1 protein-coding gene and 1 pseudogene are annotated in these 702 nt (G+C 36.8%); both read left to right on the forward strand.

Features of this window, described 5'->3' with window-relative positions; genetic code table 11:
• Window positions 1–269, forward strand: a 269-nt coding sequence (locus tag ELQ05_RS08115; RefSeq protein ID WP_126231969.1) for a flagellin, incomplete at its 5' end; no start/stop codon positions are given.
• A 140-nt stretch (window positions 270–409) separates the two neighbouring features.
• Window positions 410–702 (forward strand): annotated as a pseudogene (locus ELQ05_RS08120) (flagellin); the annotation flags it as partial.

The following is a 702-nucleotide window of genomic DNA, read 5'->3' on the forward strand; positions in this document are numbered from 1 at the left end:
CTGTAATGGATATAGCCGAAACTGCTATAACTAATCTTGATCAAATCAGAGCAGACATAGGTTCGGTGCAAAATCAAGTTACATCAACTATAAACAACATCACTGTAACTCAAGTCAATGTTAAATCAGCTGAATCTCAAATCAGAGATGTAGACTTTGCAAGCGAGAGTGCAAACTACTCTAAAGCTAACATCTTAGCTCAAAGTGGATCATATGCTATGGCTCAGGCAAATTCTAGTCAGCAAAATGTTTTAAGACTGCTTCAGTAGTTAAGCTCTTTAAAAATACTGCGATATATACAAATCCAAGCCTAGTTCAAAGACTAGGCTTTTTTATTTTAGATATTTTTTTAAACTTGGAACGCTTCTTGCTTTAATCTTTTCGATGCAATATTTTGAAAGGATTTAAAATGGGTTTTAGGATAAACACCAACATCGGTGCATTAAATGCACATGCAAATTCAGTTGTTAATGCTAACGAGCTTGACAAGTCTTTAAGTAGACTTAGCTCTGGTCTTAGGATTAACTCCGCAGCAGATGATGCTTCAGGGATGGCGATAGCGGATTCTTTGCGTTCGCAAGCAGCCACTTTAGGTCAAGCTATAAACAATGGTAATGATGCCATAGGTATCTTGCAAACTGCCGATAAGGCTATGGATGAGCAACTTAAGATCTTAGATACTATTAAAACTAAGGCTACTCA

This window comes from Campylobacter sp. US53 (assembly GCF_004378995.1).
In the GTDB taxonomy this organism is placed as follows: Bacteria; Campylobacterota; Campylobacteria; order Campylobacterales; family Campylobacteraceae; genus Campylobacter_D; species Campylobacter_D jejuni.